24 protein-coding genes are annotated in these 24,428 nt (G+C 66.9%); 11 read left to right on the top strand and 13 right to left on the bottom strand.

Annotated features, from left to right (window positions below; genetic code table 11):
- Window positions 1-28 precede the first annotated feature (28 nt).
- The 6 genes from AB8808_RS10290 to AB8808_RS10265 form a co-directional block, all read right to left on the bottom strand.
- Window positions 29-217 (bottom strand): hypothetical protein, encoded by a 189-nt coding sequence (locus tag AB8808_RS10290; protein ID WP_369929072.1) that lies wholly within the window; start codon window positions 215-217, stop codon window positions 29-31.
- A gap of 190 nt (window positions 218-407) precedes the next feature.
- A complete protein-coding gene (locus tag AB8808_RS10285) occupies window positions 408-1,337 on the bottom strand; it encodes a ribonuclease H-like domain-containing protein (RefSeq protein WP_369929070.1) in 930 nt (309 codons plus the stop codon).
- Window positions 1,334-3,754 (bottom strand): DEAD/DEAH box helicase, encoded by a 2,421-nt coding sequence (locus tag AB8808_RS10280; RefSeq protein ID WP_369929068.1) that lies wholly within the window; start codon window positions 3,752-3,754, stop codon window positions 1,334-1,336. Before AB8808_RS10280 ends, AB8808_RS10285 begins: the two co-directional genes overlap by 4 nt.
- 73 nt (window positions 3,755-3,827) lie before the next feature.
- Window positions 3,828-4,073, bottom strand: a complete 246-nt coding sequence (locus AB8808_RS10275) for a hypothetical protein (RefSeq protein WP_285404679.1) — start codon at window positions 4,071-4,073, stop codon at window positions 3,828-3,830.
- Between the two features lie 71 nt (window positions 4,074-4,144).
- The gene (locus tag AB8808_RS10270; RefSeq protein WP_369929066.1) at window positions 4,145-4,405 is read right to left on the bottom strand and encodes a hypothetical protein; all 261 of its coding nucleotides are present in this window, start codon (window positions 4,403-4,405) and stop codon (window positions 4,145-4,147) included.
- A 72-nt stretch (window positions 4,406-4,477) separates the two neighbouring features.
- Complete coding sequence (locus tag AB8808_RS10265) at window positions 4,478-4,891, bottom strand: hypothetical protein (RefSeq protein ID WP_369929064.1); 414 nt, start codon at window positions 4,889-4,891, stop codon at window positions 4,478-4,480.
- A 135-nt stretch (window positions 4,892-5,026) separates the two neighbouring features.
- Here AB8808_RS10265 and AB8808_RS10260 point away from each other — a divergent pair, with 135 nt between their 5' ends.
- Both AB8808_RS10260 and AB8808_RS10255 read left to right on the top strand, forming a co-directional pair.
- Window positions 5,027-5,425 carry a hypothetical protein gene (locus AB8808_RS10260; protein ID WP_369929063.1) on the top strand — a complete coding sequence of 133 codons (399 nt, stop codon included), beginning with the start codon at window positions 5,027-5,029 and terminating at the stop codon, window positions 5,423-5,425.
- A 43-nt stretch (window positions 5,426-5,468) separates the two neighbouring features.
- Window positions 5,469-5,852 (top strand): DNA-binding transcriptional response regulator, encoded by a 384-nt coding sequence (locus AB8808_RS10255; protein WP_369929061.1) that lies wholly within the window; start codon window positions 5,469-5,471, stop codon window positions 5,850-5,852.
- A gap of 3 nt (window positions 5,853-5,855) precedes the next feature.
- Here AB8808_RS10255 and AB8808_RS10250 read toward each other — a convergent pair whose 3' ends face one another.
- The 3 genes from AB8808_RS10250 to AB8808_RS10240 form a co-directional block, all read right to left on the bottom strand.
- Window positions 5,856-6,071, bottom strand: coding sequence for a hypothetical protein (locus tag AB8808_RS10250; protein ID WP_036141637.1), 216 nt, complete (start codon window positions 6,069-6,071; stop codon window positions 5,856-5,858).
- A 200-nt stretch (window positions 6,072-6,271) separates the two neighbouring features.
- On the bottom strand, window positions 6,272-6,736 hold the full coding sequence (locus tag AB8808_RS10245; protein WP_369929059.1) for a hypothetical protein: 465 nt from the start codon (window positions 6,734-6,736) through the stop codon (window positions 6,272-6,274).
- A gap of 53 nt (window positions 6,737-6,789) precedes the next feature.
- Complete coding sequence (locus AB8808_RS10240) at window positions 6,790-7,455, bottom strand: murein L,D-transpeptidase catalytic domain family protein (RefSeq protein ID WP_369931235.1); 666 nt, start codon at window positions 7,453-7,455, stop codon at window positions 6,790-6,792.
- Between the two features lie 220 nt (window positions 7,456-7,675).
- On the opposite strand from AB8808_RS10240, the gene AB8808_RS10235 reads away from it, so the two are divergent.
- The 3 genes from AB8808_RS10235 (at window position 7,676) to AB8808_RS10225 (ending at window position 10,575) form a co-directional block, all read left to right on the top strand.
- Window positions 7,676-9,379: a L,D-transpeptidase family protein gene (locus AB8808_RS10235; protein ID WP_369929057.1), complete on the top strand. Its 1,704-nt coding sequence runs from the start codon at window positions 7,676-7,678 to the stop codon at window positions 9,377-9,379.
- A gap of 65 nt (window positions 9,380-9,444) precedes the next feature.
- Window positions 9,445-10,176, top strand: a complete 732-nt coding sequence (locus AB8808_RS10230; protein ID WP_369929056.1) for a 2OG-Fe dioxygenase family protein — start codon at window positions 9,445-9,447, stop codon at window positions 10,174-10,176.
- 51 nt (window positions 10,177-10,227) lie between these two features.
- Complete coding sequence (locus tag AB8808_RS10225) at window positions 10,228-10,575, top strand: 2-hydroxyacyl-CoA dehydratase (RefSeq protein WP_369929054.1); 348 nt, start codon at window positions 10,228-10,230, stop codon at window positions 10,573-10,575.
- 22 nt (window positions 10,576-10,597) lie between these two features.
- Here AB8808_RS10225 and AB8808_RS10220 read toward each other — a convergent pair whose 3' ends face one another.
- Entirely contained in the window at window positions 10,598-12,184 is a 1,587-nt protein-coding gene (locus AB8808_RS10220; protein WP_369929052.1) for an inorganic phosphate transporter, read from the bottom strand.
- Window positions 12,185-12,292: 108 nt separating this feature from the next.
- Between AB8808_RS10220 and AB8808_RS10215 the strand changes: the two genes are divergently transcribed.
- From AB8808_RS10215 to AB8808_RS10195, 5 genes are all read left to right on the top strand, one after another.
- Window positions 12,293-13,162, top strand: coding sequence for a CHAD domain-containing protein (locus tag AB8808_RS10215; RefSeq protein WP_369929050.1), 870 nt, complete (start codon window positions 12,293-12,295; stop codon window positions 13,160-13,162).
- A 386-nt stretch (window positions 13,163-13,548) separates the two neighbouring features.
- Window positions 13,549-14,871, top strand: coding sequence for a carbohydrate-binding protein (locus AB8808_RS10210; RefSeq protein WP_369929048.1), 1,323 nt, complete (start codon window positions 13,549-13,551; stop codon window positions 14,869-14,871).
- A 163-nt stretch (window positions 14,872-15,034) separates the two neighbouring features.
- Window positions 15,035-17,245, top strand: a complete 2,211-nt coding sequence (locus tag AB8808_RS10205) for a TonB-dependent receptor (RefSeq protein WP_369929046.1) — start codon at window positions 15,035-15,037, stop codon at window positions 17,243-17,245.
- Between the two features lie 178 nt (window positions 17,246-17,423).
- The gene (locus AB8808_RS10200; protein WP_369929044.1) at window positions 17,424-17,705 is read left to right on the top strand and encodes a hypothetical protein; all 282 of its coding nucleotides are present in this window, start codon (window positions 17,424-17,426) and stop codon (window positions 17,703-17,705) included.
- 334 nt (window positions 17,706-18,039) lie between these two features.
- Window positions 18,040-21,072 carry a TonB-dependent receptor gene (locus AB8808_RS10195; RefSeq protein ID WP_369929042.1) on the top strand — a complete coding sequence of 1,011 codons (3,033 nt, stop codon included), beginning with the start codon at window positions 18,040-18,042 and terminating at the stop codon, window positions 21,070-21,072.
- A gap of 97 nt (window positions 21,073-21,169) precedes the next feature.
- On the opposite strand, the gene AB8808_RS10190 is transcribed toward AB8808_RS10195, so the two are convergent.
- A complete protein-coding gene (locus tag AB8808_RS10190) occupies window positions 21,170-21,949 on the bottom strand; it encodes a LytR/AlgR family response regulator transcription factor (RefSeq protein WP_369929040.1) in 780 nt (259 codons plus the stop codon).
- Window positions 21,946-23,061, bottom strand: coding sequence for a sensor histidine kinase (locus AB8808_RS10185; protein WP_369929038.1), 1,116 nt, complete (start codon window positions 23,059-23,061; stop codon window positions 21,946-21,948). Before AB8808_RS10185 ends, AB8808_RS10190 begins: the two co-directional genes overlap by 4 nt.
- A 171-nt stretch (window positions 23,062-23,232) precedes the next feature.
- On the opposite strand from AB8808_RS10185, the gene AB8808_RS10180 reads away from it, so the two are divergent.
- On the top strand, window positions 23,233-23,586 hold the full coding sequence (locus tag AB8808_RS10180; protein ID WP_369929036.1) for a hypothetical protein: 354 nt from the start codon (window positions 23,233-23,235) through the stop codon (window positions 23,584-23,586).
- Window positions 23,587-23,595: 9 nt separating this feature from the next.
- On the opposite strand, the gene AB8808_RS10175 is transcribed toward AB8808_RS10180, so the two are convergent.
- On the bottom strand, window positions 23,596-24,369 hold the full coding sequence (locus AB8808_RS10175; RefSeq protein WP_369929035.1) for a DeoR/GlpR family DNA-binding transcription regulator: 774 nt from the start codon (window positions 24,367-24,369) through the stop codon (window positions 23,596-23,598).
- Between the last annotated feature and the right edge of the window lie 59 nt (window positions 24,370-24,428).

The following is a 24,428-nucleotide window of genomic DNA, read 5'->3' as shown; positions in this document are numbered from 1 at the left end:
GCCCGCCGGTCATCAGGCGCATGACGGCTCAGGAGCCCTGTTTGCCCGGCTTGTCCTTGGGCATGTTCTGCGATTCGCCGGGGTGCCCTTCGCCGGGCACCTTGTCGGGTGAACCGGACGGTTTGGGGTTGTCTTCGCGATAGCCCGGCGTGGGCTGTTTGGGATCGTTACTCACGGGATGGATCTCCTGATCGGTGATGCTGCTGGCACGCGGCATGCGTGCATTCGCATCCGGCGCCACCCATCTGGCTCTCCGAGGCCATGCGGCAGCTTTCGCTGCAAAAATCCCTCGATACCGGCACCCGGCAATTGCAGCCGTCGTGATCGCAGGTCTTCATGGCTTCGCTCATGGGGAACAGCTCCGCGCCGCGTGGGTAGTCGCGACACCACACTGCGCGGGCCGGCGTCTATTTTTCGTCATGGGGCGGCGAAATCGCGAGGGCATCCCGCGCGGCCCACCCGTGCGCGTGCACGAGCAGTCCGCTGAGGCTGCGCACATCCTGCAGGTTGTGTTCGGCCACGCGGACGAGGTTGGTCGACGCACCGCCACGCAGGTAGGTCAGCCACGCGCGCGGCGCTTCCGAGCCCGGCAGGTCGTCTTCGCGAACGATGCTCAGCAGGCGACGTTCCGCCGTCTGCATCTTGCAGTTCTCCCAGTCATGGCGGTAGCGCCGCCGCATCGGGTGCAACAGGTCCACATGACGCAGGCCGGCGAGCGGATTGGCCAGACGTGCCAGGCGATACCGCGTGGCCAGCAGCGGCGCGTCGTACGACTTGCCGTTGTAGCTGACCAGCACCGTGTCCTGACCGATCCATGTGGCGAAGGTTTTCAGCATCGCCGCTTCCGCGGACAGGGCGGTGATATAGAGCTGGCGCACACGCAGGCGGCCTTCGTGCCAGTCCGCGGCGCCGATCATGAAGGCGCGGGTGCCCGTGCCTCCGGCCAGGCCCGTGGTTTCCGTATCGAAGTGCAGCAGGTGTTCCTTCGACGCCACGTCCAGCCGGGCGAACCCGAGGTCGTAGGTATCGGGCGGCTCGTGGCCGCCGAAGCGTTGCTCGAGGTAACGCAAGCCTGGCGAGAGTTCGTCGCCGGGCACCTCGCGCGTGTACGTGCGCAGCGGTTCGCGCGGCTGGGCGATTCGCTCGCGTACGCCGGCCATGCGGCGCAGGGCGGCCAGGTCGACGGCCGGCCGTGCCATCGAGGGTACGGCGGTCGGGGCCGGAGTCACGGAACGGCCCCGTGCGGCATCGCCGCCTGGCGTACGCGTGCCCGCCACGCCATCACGAATGCCCGCTTGCTGGCGAAGCGCCCGCAGGCGCGCGGCCAGGTCGTTCATGCATCCGCCCCGAGCAGGCGCAGCACCCGCGCGGCCAGTGCACGAGGCGTGTGCTCCGCGCGCGCCTCGTCCGCGGCCAGCACCGGACCGACACAGGCGGGGCAGCCCGCCTTGCATTCGCAGCCCTCGATCGTGGCCAGCGCATGGCGCAGCAGTTCCGGCGCACGGCGGAACAGCGGCTCGCTCAGGCCCACGCCACCGGGGAAGTTGTCGTAGAGATACACCGTGGGCAGGAAACGCTCCAGGGCATCCGGAAGGGCAATGCCGCCGTCGGGGGCATGGATCTGCCCACGCCCGCCGGCGTCCACCTGGGCGGACCAGCCACCGTCGCCGGAGCCCACCGCCTTCTGCAGGTCGCGCGATTCGGCCATTACGGCGACGATGGCGGAGGTGTGCAGCGCATAGGCGGCCCCGAGGAAGCCGTCCAGCGCGTGCTGTCGCGAGCGGAAGGCCTCGTCCAGCACCGTCTGCGGCAATTGCCACCACACGGCGGTGGAGTGCAGTTCCTGGTCGGGCAGGTTGACCGGGCCATAACCGATGTTCTCGTGCGTGTAGTAGCGGATCTTCTTGTAGCCGGACACCCGGCGCACCACGTGCACCTCGCCGTGCCGCGCACTGCCCTGCCCCGCGTTCGTGCCGTCGAAGCATTCCAGTTCTTTCAGCTTGGTGTAGTCGATGGCGTCGGTGTAGTAATCGACCCGGGTGCGCGTGCAATAGGCCTTGCGTCCTTCCCAGTCGAGTTTCTCGACCTGGTAGGGCACCGACTGGATCATGTGGATGGCACCTTCGTAGAGGGTGAGTGCCGCCGCCGAATAATCCACTTCGGCCAGGATGGTCTGCCGGCCTTCCGTACGGTCGACCACGACGAAGTTGCCGTCGGCGACCGAGCGCAGGCTCACGGCGTTGGCCGGGTAACTATCGGCGATCCACTCCCACCGATCGCCCTCGCGATGCAGCACCTCCGACTCTGCCAGCACCTGCAGGAACGGCTCCGCGTCGTCCGGACCGAAGGTGTCCCCTGTGAGGAAAGGCAATTCGAAAGCGGCGCAGCGGATGTGGTCGAGCAGGATAAGTGGCTGGTCGGGCTGGATGCGCGCGTGTTCGGGCGTGGCTTCGATGAGGAAGGACGGATGACGCATCAGGTACTGGTCCAGCGGCGCACTGGTGGCCACCAGCACGCCCAGCGAGGGCTGCTGGCGTCGCCCGGCGCGGCCGAAACGCTGCCACGTGGCCGCGATGGAACCGGGGTAGCCGTTGAGCACCACCGCATCCAGGCTGCCGATGTCGACGCCCAGTTCCAGCGCCGAGGTGGACACGATGCCGTCCACGTCGCCTGCCCGCATCGCACGTTCCACCTCGCGCCGTTCCGTGGACAGGTAGCCGCCGCGATAGGCGCGGATGCGCGCCGGCTTCCGCGTGTCGTGATCGAACACGTCCTTGAGGTACTTGGTGAGCACCTCGACCATCAGGCGCGACTGTGCGAACACCAGGGTTTTCATGCCGGCCTTGATCGCCACGCGGGCGATCAGGTTGGTCTGCGAACGCGCGGATGCGCGCAGGCCCAGGTCGGGATTGACCACCGGCGGGTTCCACAGCAGCACGTGCTTGTCGCCGCTGGGCGCGCCGCTGGCGGCAATGGTGACCACGTCGTCCTCGATCAGTGCCTGGGCATGCTCGGTGGCGTTGCCGATGGTGGCCGAGCAGAGCACGAACTGGGGCTTGACGCCGTAGAAAGCGCAGATCCGCTTCAGGCGACGCAGCACGTTGGCCAGGTGCGAGCCGAACACGCCGCGGTAGGTGTGGATCTCGTCGATCACCACATAGCGGAGGTTCTCGAAGAACTGTGCCCACTTGGTGTGGTGAGGAAGGATGGCCTGGTGCAGCATGTCGGGATTACTGACAACCACGTCGCCGTGCAGCCGGATGGCCTGGCGTGCGTCGCCCGGGGTGTCGCCATCGAAGGTGAACGCCTTGACGCCGAGGTCGCCCGCACGGTTGAGTTCCAGCAGTTCCGCCACCTGGTCCTGGGCCAGTGCCTTGGTCGGGAACAGGTAGAGCGCCTTCGCGCCGGCTTCCAGCACGGAGGACACGACGGGCAAGGTGTAGCAGAGCGTCTTGCCTGAGGCCGTGGGCGTGGCCACCAGCACATGGCGTCCCGCCCGGGCGGCGTCCCAGGCCTCCTGCTGGTGGCTGTAGAGCTGCTCGATGCCACGCGATGCCAGCGCCCGCGCCACGCCCTCGGGAAGGTCGGGCGGCAACGGCACCAGCGTACCCTCGCGGCCGAACACGGTGAACGCCGTGGCTACGCGGTCGCCGTATTTTTCGGTCAGGCGGCTGGCCAGTGTCCGGCCGTCCACGCTCTTGGCCAGTACGGCATCCGCGTCGTCGTGGCGGCGGGCTTGGAGGTAGGCGGCCATGGGCGCATCCGGACAGGTGGGCCCCTTTTATGCCGCTTGGCTATCTCACATCCTGAGACTGGACGTCACCGACTCAATCGGGAACGCCCGCCTCCTTGGCTTCGCCCGTCTTCGCCGCCGACCAGTGGCCGGCTTCGTCCTCCACCTTGATATCCACCACGTGACCGGACTGCGCGCGCAGCGTGGCCGTCAGGCTGACGGCGTGGCGAAGCGCCTCTTCGCGCGTGGCGTACTGGCCCACGAGCTCGGCGTTGCGCCGCAAGATCCAGGGACTGCGGGTGGACGCGTTGAACGGAACGTACAGGGTGGTCTGCTGCAAGGTGCTGGCTCCGCCTCAAGGGGCCGGTGGCCCATGGCGGCGAAGCTAGTCGCCCGGTCGTCGCGGGGGCGTTATGGCGGGGTCGGTGCGGCAGTCACGTCGGCGACGCTGGCGGACTCGTCCAGCCATAGCGCATGGCGGGCGCCGCGCTCCATGGCGGTGTCCACGGCCTGGCGTTCGTCCAGGAACTCATCCAGGAGCGTGATCATGACGAAATCGCGCGGACCGGCGTGCACGGCCAGTTCGACGATATAGGCCGACTTCCACACGCCCGACGGCGCACGGAGGGTACGGACTTCCACGGAATACTTGCCCACCAGCCGTCGATGCACGAAATGATCCCCCCTGGGCGATGTCGCGGCGACGCCTGATTCTTGCGCTACCGCGACGGCCTTGGCAAGGCCTCAGGCCTTGGGCGGCGCCTGCGTCGTCAGGCCCAGGCCGCTGGCGGGGATGGCGAAGGTGCGCGACTCGCCCTGTCCCACGGTGGCATCGACGTCCGTACGGTCGGCGGAGCACGCGCCATGGGGCATCACGCCGAGCTTGCGGCTGCCCGACGGCACTCGGAGCACCAGTTGCTCGCCGATCTCCATGTCGGCCACCATCTTGTCGTCCAGGTAGATGGCACTCGAGCAACCGGCGCCCCACAGGCCCTGGCTGCGGACGATGCTCAGCGTGGCGTCGCCATCCGTCGGCGCCTGGTTCGCCAGCACCGTGCTGGACGGCACGTCGTGGATGCCCACGTGACGTTCGTTCTGGGTGGCACAGCCGGCGAGCAGGACGGAACCGGCAAGGCCGGCAAGAACCAGATAGCGCATGAGATCAGCCTCGGTAAGGAATGTGAAGAGCATTGGCCTGGCACCGTGGACGACCGGTGAACGGGACCCGCCGCTGACGAACCGTGCACACGATACACCGAACAATCGGGCCCCACTCCCGACGAGAAGCTCCCCATGGCCAGCAGAGACTGGATCGACATCGACACCTTCGAAGCGGTGGACGATACGGAGCAGTTCGACCGTCCGGATATCCCTCGGGTCGAAGCCGTGCTGTCCGGCGCGCCGGATCGGGACTGGCAGCAGTTCTTCCTCGTCCGGGCCCGTGCACTGGAACAGACCCATCCGGGCCTGCGCATGGAGATACTGGCCGACCGCCTGGGTTTCCACACGCGGGCCGCGTCGGCCGAGGAAACCTGCCGGCTGGTCAACGAGGCCGTGCAGGGCACCAACGAGGATTTCGCGGCGCAGAAGGCGGCTGAGGAGAAGCGCATCGCGGACCGCAACGAGGAAATTCGTGAGCTGATGGCCAGGATGAAGACGATCAACGCCGCGTGGCCGCCCGCCTCCACGTAAGATCGATCTGCCAAAGCGGGGCGCGCAGCGATAGAATCGCGCCATGACCGACTTCGCCAATCCCCCCGCCCTCGTTTACGATCGTGCCGCCATGGTCGCCGAGACGGTGGCGATGGTCCTCTCGGACGCGGGTTTCGACGCCCGTGGGGTCATGACCTACCGGGAGGCCAAGGCGGCCTTCAACGCCATGGACGACCTGGCCCTGCTGGTCATCCATGCGGATATCCCCGGCGAGCGACGCGGCAGCGTGATCCTGCAGGCCACGCTGCGCGAGCGCCCCTCGACGGCCATCGTGGTCATCTCCAGCCGGCTTCCGCAGGATCTGGCGCCGTTCCCGCGCACCGCGGTGTTCCTGGAGAAACCGTTCGACCGGGCCCAGTTGCTGGAAGCCGTCGAACGCGCGCGCTGCGCCCGTCCCGTGGCCTGATCGCTACTCTTCCATGCCGATGAGTTTTTCGATGTCGTCGATGGCGAACTGGCGCGCGGCGCGCTTGCGTTCGCGCCGCCCCATCGCCTGACAGGCCGCACCGAGCGGCTTGGCCCGACGCAGCCGGCCATCGCGGCTGATGCGATAACCGTCGGGATCGTATTCCACCAGATATTCGGCCTGCAGGCCGCGTGTGCGCCGATAGCGAACCGACTCCATGCACCCTCCCCTCGACGACCCGTACGCCCTGTCGCGGCATGGTCGCGCCGATGCGTCGGGTGAAGTGCGACGCCAATCACGTTTCGGACCGAGGTGCCGCCCCCGCATATTCACCGGGGGGGGCACGGAAACGCCGGCAGGATGCCTGCATGGCTTCAGTCGCGGTAGATGCCGTGACGGTTCGCGGACATCGTCCGCTCCTACGGGGTTGACGAAGGCGTGGGCGAAGGCATCGACGGCGGCGTGGACGGCGACAACGGCGTGGACATCGACGGTGCAGCGGCCGGCGCCGGTGCCGGCAAGACCGATGCCGGGGACGGCGCATCTCCGAGGCAGGCGATGGCTTCGTCGCGGAAGCGGCTGTCGTAGTCGCCGCTCTTGGCCTTCTGGATTTCGTACATGACGACCTGGGCGCCGCTGCCGTTGGCAGTGACGTCGAGGCGTTCGTGCTTGCCGTCGGCGTTGGCGGCCACGCGGCCTTCGTCGTCCTTGGCGTTGCCCTTGGCGTCCTTGGCCAGTGCCTGCCACTTGGGCTCCACGCACTGCACGTAGGTCGTGACGCTCTTGCTCGTCTTGCTGCTGAGCTTGGGCAGGGTATCGGTCATGCCGCTGGTGGCGCAGCCGGCCAGGACGACACAGGCAGCGATCGCAAGAACGTATTTCATGCTCGATTCCACGGTAAGGGTCCGGGAATTCTAGCGCGAGCCGGGGCCTGGGATCAGATTCCGGCGCGGGTGGCGGTATTCGCTTCCGCCTTCGCCAGCTGTCCGCCCGTGCACTTGAGGTATTGCGACGACGCCAGCCAGCGGCGGTCGGGGTAATACGAGAACACCATCTGGCCGCCCTTCAGGGCGTCGATGAGCTTGTGCGCCACGGCGGTACGCACGGCGGGGCATCCCCAACTGCGTCCAATGCGGCCGGCCATCTTCGCCATCGCTTCGTTCACGTAGGCGGCGCCGTGGATCACGATCGCGCGGGCCAGGGCCTGGTCGTTCACGCCCTGCTCCAGGCCGGTCATCCGCAGGGAATACCCGTTCTTGCCCATGTAGGTATCCGACGTACGGAAGAGGCCGATGCTGGAGGCGAGACTTTCCGGGGCGTTGGAGAATCGGGTGGCGTTGGCGTCCCCACTGTTCTTGCCGTGCGCGACCAGTTCCTGGAACAGCAGCTTGCGCTTCACCGTGTCGAACACCCACAGGCGCGGCTGCGACGACGGCCGGGAGTAATCGATGACCGCCAACCGGTCCGACGGCACCCCACCCTGGGTCTGCGCGCATTCGGAGGCCTTCACGGCCAGGTCGATCACCCGGGGGTCCGCCGACGGTGCCAGCCGGGAAAGGGCTTCTCCCAGCGTGTCGGCCGCCCGGGCGGGCGTCACGAACATGCATAGGGTGCCGAGCAGGGGAACACAGGCGAGGAGCGAGCGAAACGATCGAATCATGCGGCCAGCCGGATGGAGTGCGACGGCGCATGCTAACGCGCTGATCATTTATTGACCACAAAGTCGTCACATCCGTGCCATTCATATATGTGAAAGGCTTGAATGATCTGATAGCGAATTCTGGAAGCGATAGATAATGACTATGGAAGCAAGGCGCACTGTCGTGGCATGGGCGCTCCTCACCGCCGGGATCGCGGCGGGGGCCAGCGCACAGACCGCCCCGACCACGTCGGCGTCGGCTGCTTCACCGCCGCCGATCGTCGCGGCCGATCCGGCGACGGCGGTACCCGTGCCCGCGCCGCCCGTCCTGGACGATCCGCTCGCCCAGGCCATCTATGCGCGCCTGCAGCAGATGGCGCCCCCGCAAGGCGGCCTCCTGCCTCGCCAGGATGCGGCCTTGGGTAAGGCTCTCAACGACTTCTACATGCAGCGACGCTACATGCCGGCGTGGTCCGACGACGCCAACGTCCGCCAGCTGCTGGCCGGGCTGTCCTCCGTCGAGGCCGACGGCCTGCTGCCCGAGGATTACCATCTCGACGAGCTGAAGGTCCTGGCCGACGCACCCGACCGGGCCAACGCCACGCCGCAGCAGAAGGCGGATTTCGAGATCGCCGCCACGGGTGCCTATGTCACCGCCTTGGTGCAGCTGGCCCGCGGCAAGGTCGACCCGGTGCGGCTGGACCCCACCTGGAACTTCGACGCGGCGGCCATCGATCCCCAGCAGGGCATGTCGATGCTGCAGACCGCCATCGACGAACGCAGCGTCGACCAGGCCTTCGCCATGGCCCGGCCCCAGAACCCGCTGTACGCGAAGCTTCGCGACGCGCTGGCCCAGCTTCGGGCCACAGCGGCTCAGGGCGGCTGGCCGCTCGTCCCGGACGGTCCGACGCTGAAGCCCGGCATGAAGGACGCCCGTGTGCAGGCGCTGCGGGCCCGGATGGTCGCCGGCGGCTATCTCGACCCGACCCTCGCGCACGGGCACACGTTCGACAACCCGCTGGCCGACGCGGTCAAGCGTTTCCAGGCCGACCAGTACCTCGACGCCGACGGCAGCGTGGGTGCCGGCACGCTGGCGGCGCTGAATGTCCCCGTCCAGGACCGGATCGGCCAGGTGCGGGCCAACCTCGAACGGGCGCGCTGGCTCCTGCATTCCCTGCAGGGCACGTTCGTGGTGGTCGATGTGGCGGGCTACAAGATCACCTTCTACCGCGACGGTGTCCCGGTATGGAAATCGCGCGTACAGGTCGGCAAGCCCTACCGCAGCACGCCGATCTTCCGCTCGCAGATCACCTACGTCACCTTCAACCCCACATGGACGGTGCCTCCCACCATCCTCAAGAACGACATGCTGCCCAAGGTCCGCAGCAACCCGGCCTACCTGGCGAACAACCGCATCCGGGTGCTCGACAGCGCCGGCAACACCGTGTCGCCCGCCAGCGTCGACTGGAAGAACCCCCGCGGCATCACGCTGCGCCAGGATGCCGGCCCGGGCAATTCGCTGGGCCAGGTGGTGATCCGCTTCCCCAATTCCTTCGCGGTTTACCTGCACGACACGCCGCACCAGGAGCTCTTCGCCAAGGCCAAGCGCGATACCAGTTCCGGCTGCATCCGCGTCGAGCACCCGCTGGAACTGGTCGAACGGCTGTTCAACGATCCGGAGAAGTTCAGCCGGCAGGCCATCGACGAGCGCCTGGCCTCGAAGAAAACCCAGAACGTCACCCTGCCGACCGCCGTTCCGGTACTGCTGGCCTACTGGACGGTGGATATCGCCGACGACGGCAAGCTGAGCTACAAGCCCGATGTCTACGATCGCGACGGTCCGCTGCTGGCCGCGCTGGACAAGCCGCAGCCGTTGCGCGTGCCCTGAGCGCAGCGGCCCGGCGAGGCCGTTTGCCGCAGCGCAGCGCGGAGTGACGGCCGTATACTGAGGTCATGAACGCTCCCCTCGCCGTTTCCGAATCGACCCTCCACGACCAGGTGCGCGACGAGGGTTTCGCCTTCGTGCAGGGCGATGCGATGCGCGGCCTGGTGTCGCCTATCGCACCACTGGCCGACTGGGACACCTTCGCCGCGAGCTGGAACGCGCTGGAGCCCGACACCTACCTGGCCGCCACCGGACGGTTCCGCCGTCGCCGCCATGCCGTGTTCACCGCGTCCCGGTTCGGCCACGTCGAGCCGCGCCCGCACCAGGCGCACTTCCAGACACTGGCCTACAACACGCTGCAAGGCGACATCGCGCGGTGGTTCGCGCCGGTGCTGCCCGAGATCGCCGGCGGTGCCACGATGGGTGCGATCCTCGACTTCTGCCGCGACATCTTCGGCGGCCTCTCGCCCACCGTGGAAACCTGGCACGTCGAGGTCCATCAGTTCCGCATCGAGGCCACCGCCGGCGTGGCCGGCGAGCCCACCCCCGAGGGCAGCCATCGGGACGGTGTGGACTACGTGCTGGTGCTGCTGGTCGATCGTGAAAACATCGCCAGCGGCACCACCACCATCCATACGCCGGACGGGCGTCCGCTGGGCGAATTCACGCTCACCCGTCCGCTCGATGCCGCCCTGATCCACGATCCCCGCGTCTTCCACGGTGTCACGCCCGTCACACCGCTGGACGCCTCTAAAGCCTCCCATCGCGATGTGCTGGTAGTCACTTTCCGCGCGGCCTGACGGGGATGCGACGGGTCAGCGTGCGATAATGGTGCGACCCACGATCAAAGCATGAGCATGAACTGGTCCGGAAAGTACGATTTCAAGCAATTCCAGGAGGAACTGGCGGCACTGGAACGGCAATCGAAAAAGCCGTCCGCCGACACCCCTGCTGTGGTTGCGCCGCCACCGGCTCCCGAGCCCGTGGCGCCCAAGCGCCGTGGGCGTCCGCCGAAGGTCGATCCGCTGGCACCCGCGCGGGCGGAGTTCGAGGCCCTGCGTCTGCGTTACACGCTCAGCGTGGCCGACGTGGTGGCCTGGTTTCCGCCCGAGGAAGGCATCGCCTACCTGCAGTCGCTGATCGCCAGCGCGGAGCCCAAGCCGCGCAAGCCACGCAAGAAGGCATCGCCGGAATCCTGAAGGCCGGCAGCCCGGGCCGCGCTCAGAACACGTGGCGCAGCAGCCAGAACAGGCCCGCGGCCAGCGCGATCGACACCGGCAGGGTCAGCACCCAGGCCATCAGCATGCTGCGCACGGTCGACCATTGCAGACCCGAACCGTTGGCGACCATCGAACCCGCCACTCCCGACGACAGCACATGGGTGGTGCTCACCGGCAGGCCGAAACGATCCGCCGCACCGATGGTGAGCATCGCCACCACCTCGGCCGACGCACCCTGCGCATAGGTCAGGTGCTGCTTGCCGATGCGCTCGCCCACCGTGCGGACGATACGTCGCCAGCCGACCATGGTGCCCAGGCCCAGGGCGATCGCCACGGCCACCTTTACCCACGTGGGGATGAACTTCGTGGCCTTGTCCAGCAGCGAGTGGTAGTTGCCCAGCACGGCGCTGTCGTCCACCGTGAACGCCGGCTTCTTGTCCTTCTCCATCAGGCGCAGCGCTTCGGACGTGAGGTACATGTCGTTGCGCACGTTGTTGACCTCGTGCTGCGGCACGTCGGCCAGCGTCGGGCGGTGCGCCACCTGCGCACCGATCGCGTCGGAAAGGCTGACCAGCGCCGCCATCGTCGCCGGGGTGGCCTGGCGCGACTGGATGTAGCGCTCGATCTCGCCGCGCGGCGATGCCACCGGTGCCGCACCGACGGCGTAACGGGCGAAGGTTTCGCTCGCATGGTGGGCCACCGAGGCGAAGCTTTGCGTCTCGCCCTGGGTCACCGCCTTGTTCAGGGCATACGCGCCCGGCACCGTGCCGATCAGGATGAGCATGATCAGGCCCATGCCCTTCTGGCCGTCGTTGGAGCCATGCGCGAACGACACGCCGGTGCAGGTGAGGATGAGCAGGCAGCGCACCCAGAACGGCGGTGGCTTGTCGCCGTGGGGTTCGGCGTAAAGCTCCGGGGCCTTGACGAACGTCTTCAGCAGCATCAGCAGGCCGAAGGCCAGACCGAAGCCGATCAACGGTGAAAACAGCAGCGCCTTGCCGACGCTGAGCGCCTGGCTCCAGTCGACCGCGGCATTCGCGTTACCCGCGTTCATCATCTGGTTCATGAGACCCACGCCGATGATCGAACCGATCAGCGTGTGCGAACTGGACGACGGCAGGCCGAGGTACCACGTGCCCAGGTTCCACACGATCGCCGCCAGCAACAGCGCGAACACCATCGCGAAACCGGTCGACGTACCCACGTTCAACACCAGGCCGATGGGCAGCAGTTGCAGCACCGCATACGCCACGGCGCCACTGGAAACGAGCACGCCGACGAAGTTCCAGCCGCCGGACCACACCACGGCGAAACTGGCCGGCAGCGACCGCGTGTAGATCACGGTGGCCACCGCGTTGGCGGTGTCGTGGAAGCCGTTGACGAACTCGAAGGCCAGGGCGATGGTCAGCGCCACGCCGAGCAGTACGTACTCGAACACGGGACTGGTGGGCGCCACGTGGAGGTCATGGCCCAGCTGGACGCCGACATAGATCGCCGCGGCGACCAGTACCACGGCGAAGACGCCAAGGCTGATCAGGCGTGTCTGGGGCGACCCTTCGGCGTGTTCGGTCAGGACGGTGCTGTTCATGGCGCGCCTCCGGTCGTGGGCCCCCAGAGGTAGCAACGGCACATGACACAACCGTGTCAATGCGGGCGGCAGCATGTGAAGGCCCCCGGCCGTGGTATGAATGCGCCCATGCGAACGCCCTCCCCGCTTGCCACGCCCCTCGCCGACGCCGCGTCCCGCGAATGCCGCCGCGCGCTGCGTGCACTGGGCGACACGCAACACCGCCATCGCGGCATCCACGAGGCCCGTAAATCCCTGCGACGACTGAAGAGCCTGCTGCGGCTGGGCGCCACGACATTCGCCGATGCACTGCCGTCCCTTGAAAAGGCGATCGACCGGCTCGCTGTCGGGTTGTCACCCTTGCGCGATGCCCACGTGGCCGTGGAAACCGCGACGTCGCTGGCCGGCTCCCTGGCGGTCGATGTGGAGGCCTGTGCAGGAGCCGGCCCCGAATCCTGGGGCCGTGCGGTCGACCTGCTGACGCTGCGCTGCGAGGGCCGTCTGGCCGCCGCGTTGACCAGGGACCCCGGCTTCGAACGCCGCCGCAGCGAGGTCCGGATGTTGGCCCGGCAGGTGCACGCGCTGGCGTGGCAGGCGATGACCACGGAAGAGATCGACCACGCGCTGGCGCACTCCGAACGACGCGTGGCCAGGGCACGCAAGCGCATGCGTAAGTCCGCCTCGGTGGCCAACCTCCACCGTTGGCGCCGTCGGGCCCGCCGCCTGCGCATGCAACTCGAACTGGTGCGCAAGGCACGCAAGGCTGCCGGCCTGCCCGCGCCCCATCACGCCGATCGGGAAAAGGCACTGGCGAAGGACATGTCCCTGCTGTCCGATGCCATCGGCGCTCGCCAGGACCTGCGCCTGCTTCGCGACATCCTGCGCACCCTCGTGGACGCGGATACCGCGCCCACCCTGGTTGCCGCCACCACACGCGCCCTGAAGTTGCGCCGGATACCGGTCGATGAACCGACGCTCGGGGTGACGCCACCGGCCTAAAGCGGTTTTTCGGCAAGTGACCGCACGGCACGCGGGCGCACGCCCCACGTTCGATTGACCATCGTTGTCATAACGAGCCAACCACCGACATGACAGCCTGGGCCGACGCTGGCGCGGCGCAGCACGAACGCCATACCTCCCCGCAACGATTGCACCGTAAAAATGCCGTGCATCGCGGCAAACCACCCGGACCCACCCTGCGTCCGTACGGCGGCGAGTTGTCACAAAGCGGATAGACAACGTTGTCATTCCGGACTAGACCGGAGTCGTCCAACCGCGGTTGGGCCTGTCGCGCAGGGACGCGATCGGGGGACGAAGGCTACGGCACGGTGCCGAGGGCCGGTGCGCCCCTTCCTTTGGCAACACCATCGATCTGGAGGCGCTCCATGTTCCTTACGTCATCAACCGTTCGTTCGCGCACGGCCCTGGGCGGCTGCACCGGCAGCCTCGGCCTGGCCATCGCATTCGCCCTTTCTCCCGTCGTTCCCCTGCAGTCCGCGCATGCCGCCACCGCATGCGCCGCCGCCTGGCAGGCGGGTACGGTGTACACCGGCGGCAACACGGCCAGTGAAAACGGCTCGAACTACGTTGCGAACTGGTGGACGCAGGGCGACGACCCGGCCACACACAGCGGTGCCGCGGGCTCCGGCCAGCCGTGGACATCGCAGGGCTCGTGCAGCGGTGGCGGCAGCACGCCACCGACCAATCCGCCGCCCGGCGATCCGCCGCCGAGCAACCCGCCGCCGGCCGCGGGCAGCCTGCTGTTCAGCCCGTACAAGGACATCACGATCAACCTGGACTGGAACACCAACATCATGTCCACGCTGGTCACCGGCACACGCATCCCCGTGGTCGGCAGCGGCAGCCTGGTGTCCACGCAGGTACCCAACCTGGGCGCGATCACCCTCGCCTTCGCCACCGGCGAATGCGGCAGCGAGAACTGGGGCGGTGTGCCCGCCGCGGCGTTTGCCAGCGCGAACATCGCGCGCCTGAACAGTGCCGGGGTGAACTACGTCGTTTCCACCGGCGGACAGGCCGGCACGTTCACCTGCGGCAGCAGCGCGGGGATGGCCAAGTTCATCCAGACCTATCAGTCCTCGCACCTGGTCGGCATCGACTTCGACATCGAGGCGGGACAAACCCCGGCGCAACTCAGTGCGCTGATCGCCAACGCGAAATACGCCGAGGGCCTGTACCCCAACCTGCGTTTCTCGTTCACGCTGGCTACGCTGGCCGCCTCCGACGGCAGCTATGGCGGCCTGAACAACACCGGCGATACCGTGGTCCGTGCCGTGCTGGCCTCGGGCCTGCAGCACTACACCATCAACCTCATGACCATGGATTACGGCGCCGCCGGCCCGGCCATATGCGTGGTGAGCGGCGGCAGCTGCGACATGGGCCTTTCGGCCATCCAGGCGGCCAGGAACCTCCAGCACACCTACGGCATCCCGCTGACGAAGATCGAGCTGACGCCGATGATCGGGGTCAACGACGTCTCCAGCGAGACCTTCACGCTGCAGGACATCGATGAAGTGACGGCCTACGCGGCGACCAACAAGCTGGCCGGCGTGCACTTCTGGTCGCTGGACCGCGATACCCCCTGCGCCAACGGCAACAACAGCGGCTATGCCTCGCCCACCTGCAACTCGGTGTCGGGTACCAGCGCCTTGCAGTACACGCGGCGTTTCCTCAGCGACCTCGGCCGCTAGGAAACGGGGGTACGGCGCCGGGTGCATGACCGGCGCGGTACCCCAGGGCCATGGACGGTCCTTGCGGCGTCCCGACACTGGCGGGTGGGTGGCGGATCGATCATAATACGAGCGATTCGCATTTCCATTCGCCTTTGTCAGGCGCCCTCGCTCCGGGATCCTCATGCTCGCCACCGCTTCTCAGGCGCCTCGCCGCCTCACCGTGTCCATTCGCGCCGCACTCATCGGCGCCCTCCTCCTCGCCGGCACCGCCCAGGCGACCGACGAGGCAGCCACGGACGACCAGGCGCGTCACGCCGACAACGCGACCACGCTTTCCGGCGTGCAGGTAAAGGCCAACGTCACTCCGCCCACCGCCGCCTATGCCGGTGGCCAGGTCGCCCAGGGCGGCCGCTTCGGGGTGCTCGGCAACCAGGACCTGATGAACGTCCCGTTCAACATGACCAGCTACACCGACACACTGATCCGCAACCAGCAGGCGCGTTCGCTGGGCGACGTGGTCGCCAACGATCCGTCCGTCCGCACCGGTTTCGGCTACGGCAACTTCTCGCAGACGTTCGTCATCCGCGGCTTCCAGGTCGCCAGCGACGACATCGGCTTCGACGGCCTGTACGGCATGCTGCCGCGCCAGCTGCTCGCCCCCGAACTGGTCAACCGCGTGGAGGTGTTCAAGGGCGCCAGCGCCTTCCTCAACGGCATCAGCCCGGGCGGTTCGGCCGTCGGCGGCAACATCAACATCGCGCCGAAGCGGGCGGAGGCCACCCCCATCACCCGCATCGGCCTGGACTGGGGCAGCGACAGCCAGACCGGCGGCAGCGTGGATATCGGCCGCCGCTTCGGCCGCAACGATGCCTTCGGCCTGCGCGTGAACGCGGTGCATCGTGACGGCAACACGGCGATCGACGGCGAGCAGCGCCGCGTCACCGCGCTGGGTGTCGCGTTCGATTTCCAGGGTGACAACCTGCGCGTCACCACCGACCTGGGTTACCAGAAGCAGGTCGTCACGGGCGGCCGCGCGGTGGTCTACACCAGCGGCCTCACCTACGTGCCGCGCGCGCCCTCGGCGAAGACCAACTACGCCCAGCCGTGGTCCAACTCGTCGCTGGAAGACACCTTCGGCGTGGTGCGTGCGGAATACGACTTCACGCCATGGCTGACGGGGTACGTGGCCGCGGGCGCGCATCACGGCAACGAGTACGGGGACTACGTCAGCCCCACCCTGCTGGACGGCAGCGGTCGCGCCACGGAAACACGCTTCACCGTGCCTTACATCGCCGATACCGCCACGGGCGAAGCAGGCCTCAACGCTTCCTTCGAGGGCGACGTCAGCCAGCGCGTCAATGTCAGCGTCTCGGCGCTGAACTTCCGCAAGAAAGCCGCGTATGCCGGCTCGCTCGACCCGATCCAGACCAACATCTACGCACCCACGTACGTGCCCGTGCCGAACTTCGTCTACGACATCGGCCCCATCAGCGATCCGGGCATCACCGGGCGCACCCTCCTGCGCAGCCTGGCCGTGTCCGATACGTTCGGCTTCATGGACGAACGCCTCCAGGTCACCCTCGGCGCGCGCCGCCAGAAACTCGAAGTGATCGGCTACGCCTACGCCACCGAAGTAAAGAACTCGCAGTACAGCCAGTTCGCCAACAGCCCGGTGGTCGGCGTGAACTTCCGCCTGGCGGACCACTGGTCGGTGTATGCCAACCACATCGAGGCCCTGACCCAGGGTGGCCAGGCCCCGGACCAGTTCGCCGGCCGTGCGGTCACCAATGCCGGCCAGGTGTTCGCCCCATACAAGTCCAAGCAGAACGAACTGGGCGTGAAGTGGGACGCCGGCGAATTCGGCAGCACGCTGGCCCTGTTCCAGATCAAGCAGCCTAATGCCTATGTGGAGCCGTCCAGCAACACCTACGTGGTGAACGGCGAGCAGCGCAACCGCGGCGTCGAATGGAGCTTCTTCGGTGAACCGGTGGCGGGACTGCGCCTGCTGGGCGGCGCGAACTACATCCAGCCCGAACAGACCGACACGCAGGACGGCATCAACGAAGGCAAGGACTCCATCGGCACGCCGCGCTTCCAGGCCAACCTCGGCGCGGAGTGGGATATTCCCAACACGCCGGACGTGACGCTGAGCGCGCGCGCCGTACGGACCGGCAAGCAGTACCTGGACAACGCCAACACGCTCACGTTGCCGGCATGGACCACCTACGACGTCGGCGCACGGACCACCACGCACCTGGAAGGTGTGCCGGTCACCTTCCGGCTGACCGTGCAGAACCTCGCCAACAAGGGCTACTGGGCCACGTCCAACGGCGGATACCTCAGCCAGGGCGCACCGCGCACGTTCCTGGTATCCGCATCCTTCGACCTGTAACCGTTTCGGCCGAAACCTTTCCGAACCTCTCCGTTCCGGAGCACACGGCGTCCACACGCTGACGTACGATGCGACCATCGTCACAGATCGGCTGTCCGCCCAGACCGCGTCGGCAGGATCGACATCCCGCCGACGCCCGCGCCGTTATGCTGCGGGCCGAGCCACCGGGAGAGGGAAGATGGAGCAGGACCAGGACATGGCGACCTACACCATGGGCGACATCATCGTCGATGCCGTGACCATGAACGAAGCCGCGGTGTGCGGCGACCTCGACGAGAGTCGCCGTCGCGCACGTCGCATCGCCTTCCTCGCGGCACCGGAAGGCCTTACCGGAATCGCCGAAGCGGCGAACGTATTGCTGTGCCTGCTCGGTCCCGCGGGCACCGAGCCGCAGCCGGGATTCGGTGCGGCCATGGTCGCGGTGTCCACCGAAATCGACCGTGCTTTCGGCGACGGTTGAGCGTCACGCGCATCGTAATTATTTGAGAAATTTCTAGGAATGTTTCGTAGGAAAAACGTCCGAATCACGTGATATCAGGATGAAATAAGCGATTTCACGCGTTATTCGTGCGCAAATACCCTTCCCGCCTTGGATTTCCAGCCCCGCCCTGGCTTGACCCTTTTCAATTGTTACGCCAATGTTGCGGCAAGCCGCTCAGTGACGCGGTGCAACATTGCCATGCTGTCGATGCCGCACGTTCGGGGGAATGCGCGGCACTACATCGCAGTCATGGTGGTTTCGGCCTTCGGCCGATTTCCGGCCCTTCACGGGCCCATCTGGGGAAGCTTCGTCCATGACTTCACGCTACATCACCTCGTCGCGCGTGCTGCGCCATACCGCTCTGGCCGTCGCCCTGGCCGTCGGCTTCGGTAGCGCCGGCACCGCCTTCGCGCAGTCGACCACGGGCTCGATCTTCGGTCAGGCCACGCCGGGCAGTACCGTGCAGGCATCAGGCAGCACGGGTATCACCCGCGAAGTCACCGTGGGCCAGGATGGCCGCTACCGCATCGGCAGCCTGCCGCTGGGCAGCTACACGGTCAACGTGATGCAGGATGGCAAGGTCGTCGATTCCCGCAAGGATGTGGGCCTGACCGTCGGTGCCGGCTCCGAGGTGTCCTTCGCCGGTGCCGCCACGGCCAGCAACGCGCAGGCACTGGATTCGGTCACGGTATCGGCCAATGCGCTGCCGGCGATCGACGTGTCGTCCGTGGATTCGCGCACCGTCATCACCTCCGAGCAGCTGGCCCGCCTGCCGCTGGGCCGTAGTGCCGAAGCCATCGCGCTGCTGGCGCCCGGTGTCGTCACGGGCTCGGGCGATTTCGGCCGCGTGGTTTCGTTCGGCGGCGCCGGCGTGTCGGAGAACGCGTATTACATCAACGGCTTCAGCACCTCCGACCCGCTGAAGAACCTGGGTGGCGTGTCGCTGCCGTACGGCGCGATCGACCAACAGGAGGTCTACACCGGCGGCTACAGCGCCATGTACGGCCGCTCCGATGGCGGCGTCATCAGCCAGGTCGGCAAGCGCGGCACCAACGAGTGGCACTTCGGCGCGCAGGTGCTGTGGGAGCCGAAGTTCGCCCGCTCCACCCTCGGCAGCCAGTATTTCCCCGATGGTGCACTGCCGGAAGGCTACAGCTACACCGATCCGTCGCTGGCCGGTTCGATCTACCGCAACCGCCAGGCCAACACGCAGTGGACCCGCACCGTCAGCGGGTACGTCGGCGGCCCGCTGATCAAGGACAAGCTGTATCTCTTCGTGGCCGCGGAAACGGAGAAGACCGAGGGCACGTCCAGCAACACCGCGATCGCCAACCCGATCGCCAACAACCACTACACCTATAACCTGCCCAAGTACTACGCCAAGCTCGACTGGAACATCAACGACGCCAACATCCTCGAGTTGACCGGCATCCGTTCCAATGACGAGCGCAGCGGTGCGTACTACAACTACGACTACGCCACGCGCAAGGCCGGTCCATTCACCGGCACGTACCCCAACAGCACCAAGGACGCGTCGAAGTACGCGATCGCCAAGTACACCAGCTACATCACCGACGACCTCACGTTCTCGGCCACCTACGGCAAGAGCCGCACCGACGACCTGGTGAGCAACCCCGGCGATGACGGCATCACGCCGTTCATCAATCGCCCCGACCTGCAGGATCCGGCGGCTAACGGCGGCACGCCGATCTCGAACGGCACCACCACCACGACCAAGAACGCACCCGACGCGAACAGCAAGACGCACGGCCTGCGCGCGGACCTCGAATGGCAGGTCGGCGACCACCGGCTTACCGGCGGCATCGACAACATGAAGTTCAACGGCCACAACGAAGGCCAGACGACGACCGGCCCCGGTTACTACTATCGCTATCGCCAGACCAGTGCACCGGATCAGGCCATTTCGGAAAGTCTGGGCGTGGGCGCGCCGGGTGGCGACGGTTATTTCGTCGACAAGCAGATCTTCAGCACCATCACCAGCATGGCGGTCGACCAGAAAGCGTATTACCTGGAAGACAAGTGGCAGGTGTCGGACCGGTTCCTGCTCACGTTCGGCCTGCGCAACGACAAATTCAAGAACTACAACAACAACCACAAGGTGTATGTCGATAGCGGCAACCAGTGGGCGCCGCGCCTGGGCGCGTCGTGGGACGTCTTCGGCGACTCTTCGCTCAAGGTCTACGGCAACCTCGGCCGCTACTACCTCGCGCTGCCCAACAGCGTGGCGATCCGCGGGGCGTCTTCGTCGACCTATACGGATGAGTACTTCACCTATACCGGTATCGATCCGGTCGGCAACCCGACGGGCCTCACCGCCCTGGGCCCCGGCCCGGTCTCGTCGGGTGGCGAATACGGCCAGGCCAACGATCCGAAGTCGATCACCGCTACCGACCTGAAGTCGCAGTACCAGGACGAAGCCATCCTCGGCTTCGACAAGACGCTGGGCGACCAGTGGGTGGGCGGCGTGAAGCTCACTTACCGCAAGCTGCAGACCGCCATCGACGATGTGTGCGACACCGGCAGGATTGCCGACAAGCTGCAGACCGAGGGTGTCGACCCGGCCAGCGTGACAATCCCCGGCTGCGTCATCTTCAATCCGGGCGAGACCAATACCTTCAGCCTGGCCAATGCCGACGGTAACGGCCGCACGCGTGTGCGCATGTCCACCGACGACTGGGGCTTCACCTCCGGCGCCAAGCGCAAGTACTACGCGCTGGATATGTACATGGAGCACCCGTTCGACGGCAAATGGGCGTTCCGCGCCGACTACACGTTCTCCAGGAGCTACGGCAACACGGAAGGACAGGTCAAGTCGGATATCGGCCAGGACGACATCTCCAAGACCCAGGACTGGGATTCCAGGGAGCTGATGATCCACAGCAACGGTTTGCTCGCCAACGACCGTACGCACCAGTTCAAGGCCTACGGTTCCTACCAGCTGACCCCGGAATGGATGTTCTCCGGCTCCATGCGGCTCACCTCCGGCGCGCCTCGCTCGTGCCTGGGCTACTTCGGCCCGGACGACAGCGATCCGATCGGATACGGCTCGGCGTATCACTCGTGCGCCGGCAAGTTGTTCGCCCCGGGCGACACGCGCCTGCCCTGGGTGAAGCAGCTGGACCTGGCGGTCGAATACCGCCCGTCGTTCGCGGACCACAAGCTGGCCTTCGGCCTGTCGGTGTTCAACGTGACCAACGAGCGCAAGCCCCTGCTCGTGGACTCCACCTACGAAGACGACAAGTTCACCGTGTCCAACACGTATGGCGCCGGCATCTACTACCAGTCGCCCCGCTACGCGCGCCTCACGGCCACGTACGACTTCTGACGCCACACCACGCATAACAAGAAACGACACAGGCCACGGATGGCCTCCATTGCAGTCTCCCCCTCGCCGCCGTGCCGAACGGTGGCGCTTTTTTGCGTCAGGCGCCGGCGTCGCCCCGCGGGGATACCAGCCGCATGAACGATGCCTGCTGGTAGCGGCTCATGCGCAGCTTCTGCCCGGTATCCATCGTGACCACGTGGTAGCCGTTGAACCATGGCTGGATGGTGCTGACCCGGGCGACGTTGATGATGGCGGACCGATGGATACGGGCGAACCGCCGCGGGTCGAGGCGTTCCGCCAGGGTGGCCATCGTCTCGCGCATTTCGTACTCGCACGAGGCCAGGTGCAGCCGCACCGTGTTGCGTGAGGCCTTGATCCAGACGATATCGTCGACATCGACCAGGGTGATGTGCTCGTCCACGCGGACCGGAAGACGCTGCAGGTAATCCTTGCGCTCGCGTAGCGCGTCAAGCACATCCTGCATGTCCGGCACCGCGGCCGCGCCCCCGCGCGCGTGCAGGCGGGCCTTCGCGCGGCGCAGCGTCTCGGCGAAGCGGTCGCGACTGAACGGCTTCACCAGATAATCGACGGCATGCGCCTCGAACGCGCGCACGGCATAGTGCTCGAACGCGGTGACGAAGACGGTGGCCGGCATGCGCGATGCGCCGATGGTTCCCACCACGTCCATGCCCGTCATGCCCGGCATCTGGATGTCGAGGAACACCAGGTCCGGCGACTGCTCCCGGATGGCACGCGCGGCAGACAAACCGTCGCCGCACTCGCCGACGATCTCGATCTCGGCATCATCGCGGAGCAACCGCGCGATCGCATGCCGGGCCAGCGGTTCGTCGTCCACCACCAGCGTCGCGATGCTCATGCGGGCATGATCTCGGGCATGTCGTCGGCGTCGTCCAGGTCGCGATAAGGCAGGTGGATACGGCAGGTCACGCCTCGCGGCCAGATCATGTCCAGGCGCAGTCCAGCGGCGTCGCCATACAGCTCGCGCAGCCGCAGCGCGGTGTTGCGCAGGCCGATGCCGTGACCGGACGCCGGTGCATCCGGACCGGTCCGCTCCAGGGTGCTGTTGTGGTTGCGCACCTCGATCACCAGGCTGTCGCCTTCATGCCGGATGTCGACCTCGACCCGGTCGTCGCCCACCTGCTCGCCGATCCCGTAGCGGATCGCGTTCTCGACGATGGGTTGCAGGATCAGGCTGGGTACCGCGCACTCCACCGTATCGGGCTGCACGTAGATCCGCGTGGACAACCGATCCTTGAAGCGCATCTGCTGGATGCCGAGGTAGAGATCCAGCAGGACCAGTTCGCGCCGCAGCGTGATTTCCTGGCCGTCCTGGTCTTCGAGGAACGCCCGCAACAGGTCGCTCAGGCGGATCAGCATGTCCTCGGCGGACAGCGCGTCCTCGCGCAACAGCGTGGCGATCGCGTGCAGCGTGTTGAACAGGAAATGCGGCTGTAGCTGCGATTTCAGTGCGTGCAGTCGCGACTGGGCCAGCTCGCTGGCAAGGCGGCTGGCCTCGATCTCGCGCCGGGTCTTTTCCTCATGCAGCTGCACGCTCTGCTGGATCGCCAGCAACGCCCAGTAGGTGAACAGCCCCGTGCCCATGTGCCGGGTGAATTGGTGCAGCTGCTCACCCAGGCCGCTGGGCTCGAAGAACGTGGACGCCACCGCGCCGATCAGCATGGACAGGAAGGTGACGACGATGCTGGCCAGCGCATGGATGCCGACCCCGCGCAGGCGGGACGCGGGGTCGAAGCGGTAACGCGCGGCGAGGCGGAAGACCAGCGGCGCCAGCGCCGCCCAGCTGTACCACTGGATCAGCGACCAGCGCAGGTAGGTAACGGCATCGAACCCGTGACTGTCCAGGTCGTCGTGGATGGAGCGCTGCACGGCGAACACCACCGCAACCACGGTCCATACCCCCAGGTAGCGGCCCAGGCCGATGTCGAGGGTTCCAAGGCGGACCTTCATGGCGATATCCACGGAAAAGAGGGCCCAGTCTTGGACGCCGCGCAACGTGCGTCAACGCCGGTATGCACCGGCTACGATTCGTCCGCGCGCGGCGACGATTCGTCCCGCGGCGCTACGCAAACGACCGCGCAAGCGCTCTGCTTCAGGCCAATACCACGCCGGAGCTGCCCCATGTCGTCCATCCGTATCGCCCTCGTCTGGGTCATCGTCCTCGTCGCCCTGCCCGCGGCCGCCGTCGAATCGCCCGCTCGCGTCTCCGCGTCGCGCCTGTTCACCGTGGTCAACGCCACCTTCGACACCGCCACCGCGCTGGGCGTCGCACCGGCGGGTAGCGGCGCCTTCGCCGAGCTACCGCTGGATCCGCCCCTCCAGGGCGGACGCACCGACGCCACGGTGCGGCTACCCGCCGGCGACTGCCTGCGCGACTTCCGGGTGACCTTTCGCAACGGGGCCGCCTTGACGTTCCCCGGTATCGATGTTTGCCGGGGCAGCGGTCTGCGCCTGGATTCAGGACGGCGTAGCTGACCGTCGACCCTAGGCTTCGACGACGGACACGCCTGCCTGGACCAGTGCGCGGCGTAGCGTATCCGGCGCGGCGTCATCGACCACCACACTCTGGGCCATGTCGATGCCGCCGATGACATAAGGCGAGGCCGCGCCGAGTTTTTCGGTGGACGCCAGCACGACCACCTCGGCAGCCCGGGCCGCGAGCGCACGCTTCACATAGGCCTCCTCGAGGTCGCCCGTACTGAAGCCCTCGGTGGGATGCACGCCGGTGACGCCCATGAAATACGTGTCCGCGCGGATGTGTGCCAGCGCCTCGATGGCGGCGGCGCCGACGGTGACCACGGAATGCTTGAACAGCCGACCGCCGATCAGCACCACCTCGATGCGGGGGTGTGCGGCCAGGGCCACGGCGACGCTGGGACTATGCGTCACTACGGTGGCCTCCAGCGTGGGCGGAAGGGAGCGCGCCATCTCGACGCAGGTCGTGCCGCCATCGAGGATCACGACATGCCCGGGCAGGATCATGCGGGCAGCGCGGACGGCGATGGCCCGCTTCACGTCCATCTGGATGTCCTGCCTCTGCACGAAGTCGCCCGTGGCCGCGGACGCCGGCAGGGCCCCGCCGTGCACGCGCTGAAGCAGACCTTCCGCGGCCAGTTCCCGCAGGTCACGACGCACCGTGTCCTCCGACACGCCGAAGGCGTCGCTCAGCGTCTTGGCGATCACCTGTCCGTCCCGCTGGAGGGCGGCGAGGATGGCCTGTTTGCGATGGGTCGTCAGCATGGTTTGCACGAACTTCATTGACATTGCACGAAACTGCACGTTACCGTGCGCACTCCTTGTTGTCGAGCCCCAGGAGC

It is taken from the genome of Xanthomonas sp. NCPPB 2632 (assembly GCF_041228075.2).
In the GTDB taxonomy this organism is placed as follows: domain Bacteria; phylum Pseudomonadota; class Gammaproteobacteria; order Xanthomonadales; family Rhodanobacteraceae; genus Luteibacter.
Note: the sequence above shows the minus strand (reverse complement) of the source record. Positions and strands in the feature narration are given on the sequence as shown.